At 66.0% G+C, this 6,278-nt stretch carries 8 protein-coding genes; 4 read left to right on the plus strand and 4 right to left on the minus strand.

Features of this window, described 5'->3' with window-relative positions:
• A partial coding sequence (locus tag ACRDUX_RS13920; protein WP_526414615.1) for a helix-turn-helix domain-containing protein occupies positions 1-217 on the plus strand: 217 nt, incomplete at its 5' end.
• A 28-nt stretch (positions 218-245) separates the two neighbouring features.
• Here the strand turns inward: ACRDUX_RS13920 and ACRDUX_RS13925 are convergent.
• On the minus strand, positions 246-881 hold the full coding sequence (locus ACRDUX_RS13925) for a TetR/AcrR family transcriptional regulator (RefSeq protein WP_526414621.1): 636 nt from the start codon (positions 879-881) through the stop codon (positions 246-248).
• Between the two features lie 189 nt (positions 882-1,070).
• Between ACRDUX_RS13925 and ACRDUX_RS13930 the strand changes: the two genes are divergently transcribed.
• On the plus strand, positions 1,071-1,337 hold the full coding sequence (locus ACRDUX_RS13930; protein WP_526414622.1) for a WhiB family transcriptional regulator: 267 nt from the start codon (positions 1,071-1,073) through the stop codon (positions 1,335-1,337).
• A gap of 64 nt (positions 1,338-1,401) precedes the next feature.
• Positions 1,402-2,916: an AMP-binding protein gene (locus ACRDUX_RS13935; protein ID WP_526414616.1), complete on the plus strand. Its 1,515-nt coding sequence runs from the start codon at positions 1,402-1,404 to the stop codon at positions 2,914-2,916.
• Here ACRDUX_RS13935 and ACRDUX_RS13940 read toward each other — a convergent pair.
• From ACRDUX_RS13940 to ACRDUX_RS13950, 3 genes are read right to left on the minus strand one after another with little or no spacing between them, the layout of a single operon-like run.
• The gene (locus ACRDUX_RS13940; RefSeq protein ID WP_526414617.1) at positions 2,913-3,722 is read right to left on the minus strand and encodes an adenylate/guanylate cyclase domain-containing protein; all 810 of its coding nucleotides are present in this window, start codon (positions 3,720-3,722) and stop codon (positions 2,913-2,915) included. The genes ACRDUX_RS13935 and ACRDUX_RS13940 overlap by 4 nt on opposite strands.
• A gap of 41 nt (positions 3,723-3,763) precedes the next feature.
• A complete protein-coding gene (fmdA, locus tag ACRDUX_RS13945; RefSeq protein WP_526414618.1) occupies positions 3,764-5,011 on the minus strand; it encodes a formamidase in 1,248 nt (415 codons plus the stop codon).
• A gap of 15 nt (positions 5,012-5,026) precedes the next feature.
• Positions 5,027-5,320, minus strand: a complete 294-nt coding sequence (locus tag ACRDUX_RS13950) for an FmdB family zinc ribbon protein (protein ID WP_526414619.1) — start codon at positions 5,318-5,320, stop codon at positions 5,027-5,029.
• A 390-nt stretch (positions 5,321-5,710) separates the two neighbouring features.
• Here ACRDUX_RS13950 and ACRDUX_RS13955 point away from each other — a divergent pair.
• The coding region (locus tag ACRDUX_RS13955; protein ID WP_526414620.1) for a TetR/AcrR family transcriptional regulator at positions 5,711-6,278 on the plus strand (568 nt) is incomplete at its 3' end.

The raw sequence follows: 6,278 nt of genomic DNA on the forward strand, positions 1-6,278 counted from the left end.
GTTCCAGCTCAAGCTCGGGCTGCCGTGGCGGGCATACCTGCTGCAGGCCAGAATGCTTCGCGCGATGGCGCTGCTCGCCTCGCCGATGCAGTCCGTGCAGGAAACCTCGACGGCCGTCGGTTTCGACAGCCTCAGCTCGTTCAGTCGGGCGTTCACCCAATTCTGCGGTGAAACCCCCAGCAGTTACCGCAAAAGGGTTGCCGGCGAGCGGGTTTGACAGACCTGGGCCGCGCGCCGGAGAACGCTCAGTCGCTGCCGGGCTGGCGCAAGACTCCGTCACGCAGAAGCGAGCTCACGCTGGCTTCCCATCGTTGCAACTGGGCGGGCGTGGTCAGCGGTTCGGGCAGGTGTCGGTCGATGTGCGAGCGCAGGCTGAAGGCACCCAGCGCGAGCACCAGGGAGTTGATGACGGCCCAGGTCAGATCGACGTCGTGTCGGGTTTCGCCGTGTTCGGCACGCTGCTGCCACCGGACTTTGCCCAACGTCATCAGGTTGTCGAAGATCGTCGTCCCGAGCAAGCTGCCGTCCACTAGTGCACGGCCGATGTATCCCGCTACGTCAGGGTGTCCGGCGACGATCCGGTTCACCCTGCTTCCGATCTCGGCGATCGAGTCCGCGGGTGGCTGTGGAATCGGTTCTGCCAATGGGGTGATGATCAGTTCCAGGACGTAATCGTCCACGGCCTTGATCAGACCGGCCTTCGTGGCGAAGTGATGCTGCACCATCCCGAGGGACACTCCTGCCGCTGCGGCGACGGATCGCAGCGTCGTCCCCGACGTGCCGTGCATCGCGAAACTCTTCAATGCCGCATCGCGTATCCGCTGGATGTTCGAGAGCGTGTCACGAACGAGTGGAGCAGGCTCGCCGGGCACCGCGGTCATCACATAACCCTGGTCGACGCCCACACCGACAGGGTATCCAATACGGCTGTATCGTTGACCCGATACACATGTATTGGAGGCTCCATGGTGACACGGAACGCCACTGCAGTGCACGAGAGCAGACGCCCCGTCCTCACTGTTCAGCAGTATGAATTCGGCCGAACCCCGGGTTCGGTGGCGGTCGATTCGGTGGTGGTCGATGAGGCATCGACCTTCGCCTGCACACGCGATCCCGAGCGGTGGACGACGACCGCCGACGAGGGCGCCAAAGCGCTCTGCCGCGCCTGCCCCCGCCGCTGGCTGTGCGCTCAAGAGGCCTGCAGGACCCCAGGGGCGGAGGGACTGTGGGCAGGCATCCTGATTCCCGCAGCGGGCCGCGGCCGCCAGTTCGCGCTGAAGCAACTGCGCTCCCTTGCCGAGCACAACGGCCTTCCCGTCCGGATGATGACGCAGTAGAACGCACCATCGTCGTACCGACGGCGGGTGGTCGCGACTCGACCGCAGATATTCTTTCGACGGAATGACTGCCGAACGGATCGACCTCATCCACGAACTGGTGTCCTCGGCGGCAGCAGCGGTGCCCGACCGGAACGCGATCATCGCCCCCGACCACGGCGCCATCACCTTCGCGGACTTCGACCGTCGGGTCGGCGCGGTCGCGGCGTGGATCGGTAGGCGAACCCGGCGGGGAGATCGGGTCGCCGTGATCGCCGACAACAGCGCAGCGTACGCCGTGCTGTACTACGGCGTTCCGCGCTGCGGACGCATCCTGACGTTGATCAATCAGCGTCTCAGCCCAGGCGAGCAGGCCACCCAACTGGCGACGGCCGGGCCGACGATCCTCCTTGGCGATGCGCGCTATCTGACCGCCCTTCCCGACGCCGCCAAGCAGATCCCCTCGCTCGAGTACGTCGGAGACATGAACGACGCGGATTGGCAACGCGCGGAGCCAGATTCGGCACACATTGCCGCGCCGGTCGAGCCGGACGACCCGGCCTGGCTGCTGTTCACCAGCGGGTCGACTGGTACGCCGAAGGGCGTCCTGCACACTCACCGCTCGATCACCACGGCGGTGCGCGGCACCGTCGCGGGGCGGTCGGTGAAGTCGGGCGGCGTCTATCTCCTGCCGTTCCCCATGTGCCACGTCGCCGGCTACAACATGCTGGTTCACCATTCGGCGCACTCGACTGTCCTTCCCGTCGCCTCGTTCCGCCCAGAAGCCTTCGCCGAGGCCGTGATCGCGCACGGCGTGACGTCGTGCTCGCTGGCGCCGACCATGCTGCACGGCCTCCTCGCGTATCTCGACGAGACGGGGACCGAGTTGCCGACCTTGCGTGACATCGCCTACGGGTCCGCGGCCATTCCGGCTGATCTGCTTCGTCGGGCCCTCGCACGTCTCGACGTCGGCTTTCATCAGGGCTACGGCATGACCGAAACCGGTGGCAACGTCACGTTTCTCGGTCCGACCGAACACCGCGCAGGCGCCGATGGTGACGCATCGATCCTCGCCACCGCCGGCCGACCGCACGACGAGGTGGAGATCCGCATCACCGCCGACGCAGACGGAGTCGGGGAAATTCTGGTTCGCGGTGGACAGGTCGCCGCGAGTTATTGGCCAGGCGCCGCACCGGTGACGGTCGACGGCTGGATGCCCACCGGTGACATTGGGCGCATCGACGGCGAGGGACGCCTGGTGGTGGTCGACCGGCGAAAGGACGTCATCATCACCGGTGGCGAGAACGTGTCCTCCCGCGAGGTGGAGGACGTGCTGTCGAACCATCCGGACGTCGACCAGGTGGCCGTCGTCGGCGTCCCCGACGAGTACTGGGGCGAGGCCATCTGCGCCGTCATCGTCCCCGCTGCCGGTCACCGCCCCTCGACCGAGACGCTCGTCGGCCACGTCCGTTCCCACCTGGCAGCCTTCAAGCGTCCGCGGCACGTCTTGTTCGTCGACTCGCTACCCGTTACCAGCAACGGCAAGGTCGCCAAGGAGGCGGTTCGCCAATATGCGCGCGCCGAAACGGACTCGGACTAACCGTAGGTCTCGAGCACGACGGGGAACACCTCGTGGGTGCCGGTGATGCCCTTGAACTCGACGAGCTCCGCGGTGGTCAGTTCGACCCCGTCAAGGGATCCGAGTGCCTCGCGCACGACATCGCTGACGAGCACTTCACCGCCTTCGGCGTGCGCGGCGATCCGGGCCGCCATCGCGACGTTGAGGCCGAAGAGGTCGTCACCACGTCGCACCGATTCGCCCATGTGAATTCCCATGCGCACCTTGATGTGTTGCCAGCGACCGGGGTGGCCGGCGAGCTCCCGCTGTATGTCGACGCAACACCTCAGCGCCCCTTCGGGATCGGCGAAGGCGAGCATGAAACCGTCGCCTTGATTCTTCACGACGTGGCCGCCGTACACCTCGACCGAAGACCGAACGAGCTGTTCGTGTCGCTGCAGCAGCTTCACCCAGTCACGATCGCCGAGCGCCTCATTGCGCTCCGTGGACCCTTCGATGTCGGAGAACACCACGACGACGTTCCCATCGGCCGCCAAACGCGCCAGGTCGGGCCGTTCGACGCTGGCCCAGCCCGCCAGATCCTCTATCGAGTTGCGCACCGTGGCGCCAAACCCCTTGGTGCGAACCATCTCCGCCGTTCGCCAGGTCTTCCTGATCGCGAACGGCGCCAGGCCCCGTCGTCTGCGGCGCGTCCTGGGCTGCAGGGCACGTTCCAGCTTCCGGCGGGTCTCCGAGAGCTTCCGCGAGGTGACGATGAGGAGGACGCCCAGCGTGATGACGGCTGCGACTGCGACACCGAGAAGGATCGACAGTACGAGTTGCGTCACTGCGCGATGGTAGCGGGAACCGCGTCGTGCAGGGCGCCCGTCTATGACGACACGGCGCAGCTTCCGCGGTCCGCCTTCACGGGACCCGATGCCGAGGGCCGAATGTCGAAGTCGAAGATCGCGGTGGGCAGGTACAGCGAGCAGCAGGCGTTCGGGATGTCCACCACGCCGCTGACGCGACCCTCGATGGGTGCGGCGCCCAGGAGCAGGTAAGCCTGGGCCCCCGAGTAGCCGAACTTCTCCAGATACGTCACGGCGTTCATGCATGCGTTGCGGTAGGCGACGGTGGCGTCGTTGTACAACTGGGTGTCGGTGTCGTGGTCGACCCCGATTCCGATGAACGTCACGAACTCCGAGTACCGGGGTTCGACGTTCCCCGGCATGAAGATCGGGTTGGTGCTCACGCCGTAGGTCTCCATGCCGCCCTTGATGAGGTCGACGTGAAAGTCGATGAAGCCACCCATCTCGATGGCTCCGCAGAAGGTGATTTCGCCGTCGCCCTGGCTGAAGTGCAGATCGCCACCCGAGAACAGGGCACCACGGACGTGGACCGGGTAGAAGACCCGCGATCCACGGGTGAAGTTCTTGATGTCGTGGTTGCCACCATTCTCCCGCGCGGGAACCGTGCGAGCTCCGTCGCGGCCGATCGCCGCGAGGGTATCGCCGCTCGCCGTGCCGCCCAATACCGATTCCTCCAGCGGAGGCAGGGCAAGCGCGGGTATCCGCTCTGGATCGGTGGCAATCAAGGCCCGTTCGCGGGAGTTCCACCGCGCCAACAGTTCCGGCGATGGAGCGGTGCCGAACAATCCCGGGTGCGTGATGCCGGTGAACTCCACCCCCGGAAGGTGGCGCGACGAGCACTTCTGCCCGGAGAAGTCCCAGATCGCCTTGTAGGCGTCGGGGAAGTAGTCGGTGAGGAAACCGCCACCGTTGGCCTTAGCGAAGATCCCGGTGTATCCCCACCCCTGCCCGGGGACGTCACCGACTTCCTGCGGCACGGGACCCAAATCAAGGATGTCGACCACCAGAAGATCGCCCGGCTCGGCGCCCTCGACGTAGATCGGACCGGAAAGCATGTGGGCGTGGGACAGGTCGACGTCGCGAACGTCGTTGGCGGAGTCGTTGTTTCCGATCTGGCCATCCGTCCATTCCCGGCACTCCACCCGGATCGACTGACCGGGTTTGACGGTGACGGCGGGCGGGATGTCCGGGTGCCACCGGTTGTGACCAGGCACCTCCTGATCCCGCATCGAACGAGCCTGGTCGACGGAGAACACGACGTCGGGCACAGCGACCTCCTCAGGTCAGGGGCGGGGCAACTTGGCGTGTCGGGGGTCTCGGGTGATCGGCGTCGGCCGTCGCGACCGTCCTGGCACGCTGGAGGTGACCGTCGGGTTCTCGGCACTGCGTGCGCTGACGTCCAGCGCCCGACGCATCCCGGGATCCAGCGATCGCAGGCCGGGCGATCCGAACACCCGACTCGCCGCTCGTCCGCACTCGGGGCAGGCCGTCACCGGGGTGGCATCGGTCATCGACCGAATCACCTCGAACTCTCCGCAGGGAGAGCACCGATAACCGTAGGTTGGCAAGACCCGCACCTCCGCGAAACCATTGGGGCCGGACTACATTGCAGCACGCCGGCCGGTGCACCGCATCCCGACGCCACTGACGGTAAACACCCGCGCCTTCTAGAAGGTCCTGTCCAGACGCGATTCTCCGAACTGCGCCTACAGTGCCGTTCTCACTCGATGTCCACCCGAAAATCCTCACTTTCGTGTCCACTCTGCCGACAGGCGCGGATGAGAATCCTCCTCCTTGTTGACACTGATAACTCGCCGGTTCATAGTGGGTGTAAGCAGTGATAACACGGTCCACGCCGTAACTGGACGGAGTTTGCTCATGAGTACAACGCGCGCGATGGCCGCCTATGACCGAATGATGAGCGGCAAGGCGCGGTTTCGCGTCGTCCTCTCGATGCAGGCATAGCAATGTCCCCTCGAGCACCGTCATCTTTACGCAATGCCACGGCTGCCGTCGAACGGGCCGACCTACGCGCAACCCTGCTCGAGCACGCGGTCGACCTCACCCGCGGCAGCGGTCCCGATTCGGTCTCGTTGCGCGAGGTGCAACGACGGTCGGGGGTCTCCCCAGCCGCGGCGTATCGCCACTACCGTGACCGCGAGGCGCTGATGGTCGCCGTCGGTCAACGGGCTTCGGCGATGTTGGCCGACCGGATTCAGCGGGCAATAGATTCCGCGGAACTTGGTACCAGCCCGCCGCATAACGCGATCGCGCGGCTGCACGCGGGAGCCAGGGCCTACATCAACTTCGCCTTGCAGGAGCCGGGCCTCTACCGCGCAGTCTTCCTCACCGACGAAGACCCCGCCGTCCTCGAGACGCCGGCCGCCGCCTCACGTGGGGCGGGCGGCATGGGACCGTACCAATTGCTGCAGCAGTGCCTGCAAGAGATGAGCGGCGCGGGCTTGCTGGCCAAGGAGCGCGCGGCGTGGAGTGACACCACTGTCTGGGCCGCGTCGCACGGCATCGCCCTTCTAC

Origin of the sequence: Mycobacterium sp. (assembly GCF_050701675.1) — a bacterium.
Taxonomy (GTDB): Bacteria; Actinomycetota; Actinomycetes; order Mycobacteriales; family Mycobacteriaceae; genus Mycobacterium.

What these genes read in the sequence shown, in the direction of transcription:
- ACRDUX_RS13935 (WP_526414616.1), top strand. Translation starts at nt 1,402, where the DNA reads ATGACTGCCGAACGGATCGACCTCATCCACGAACTGGTGTCCTCGGCG.
- ACRDUX_RS13925 (WP_526414621.1), bottom strand. Translation starts at nt 881, where the DNA reads ATGACCGCGGTGCCCGGCGAGCCTGCTCCACTCGTTCGTGACACGCTC.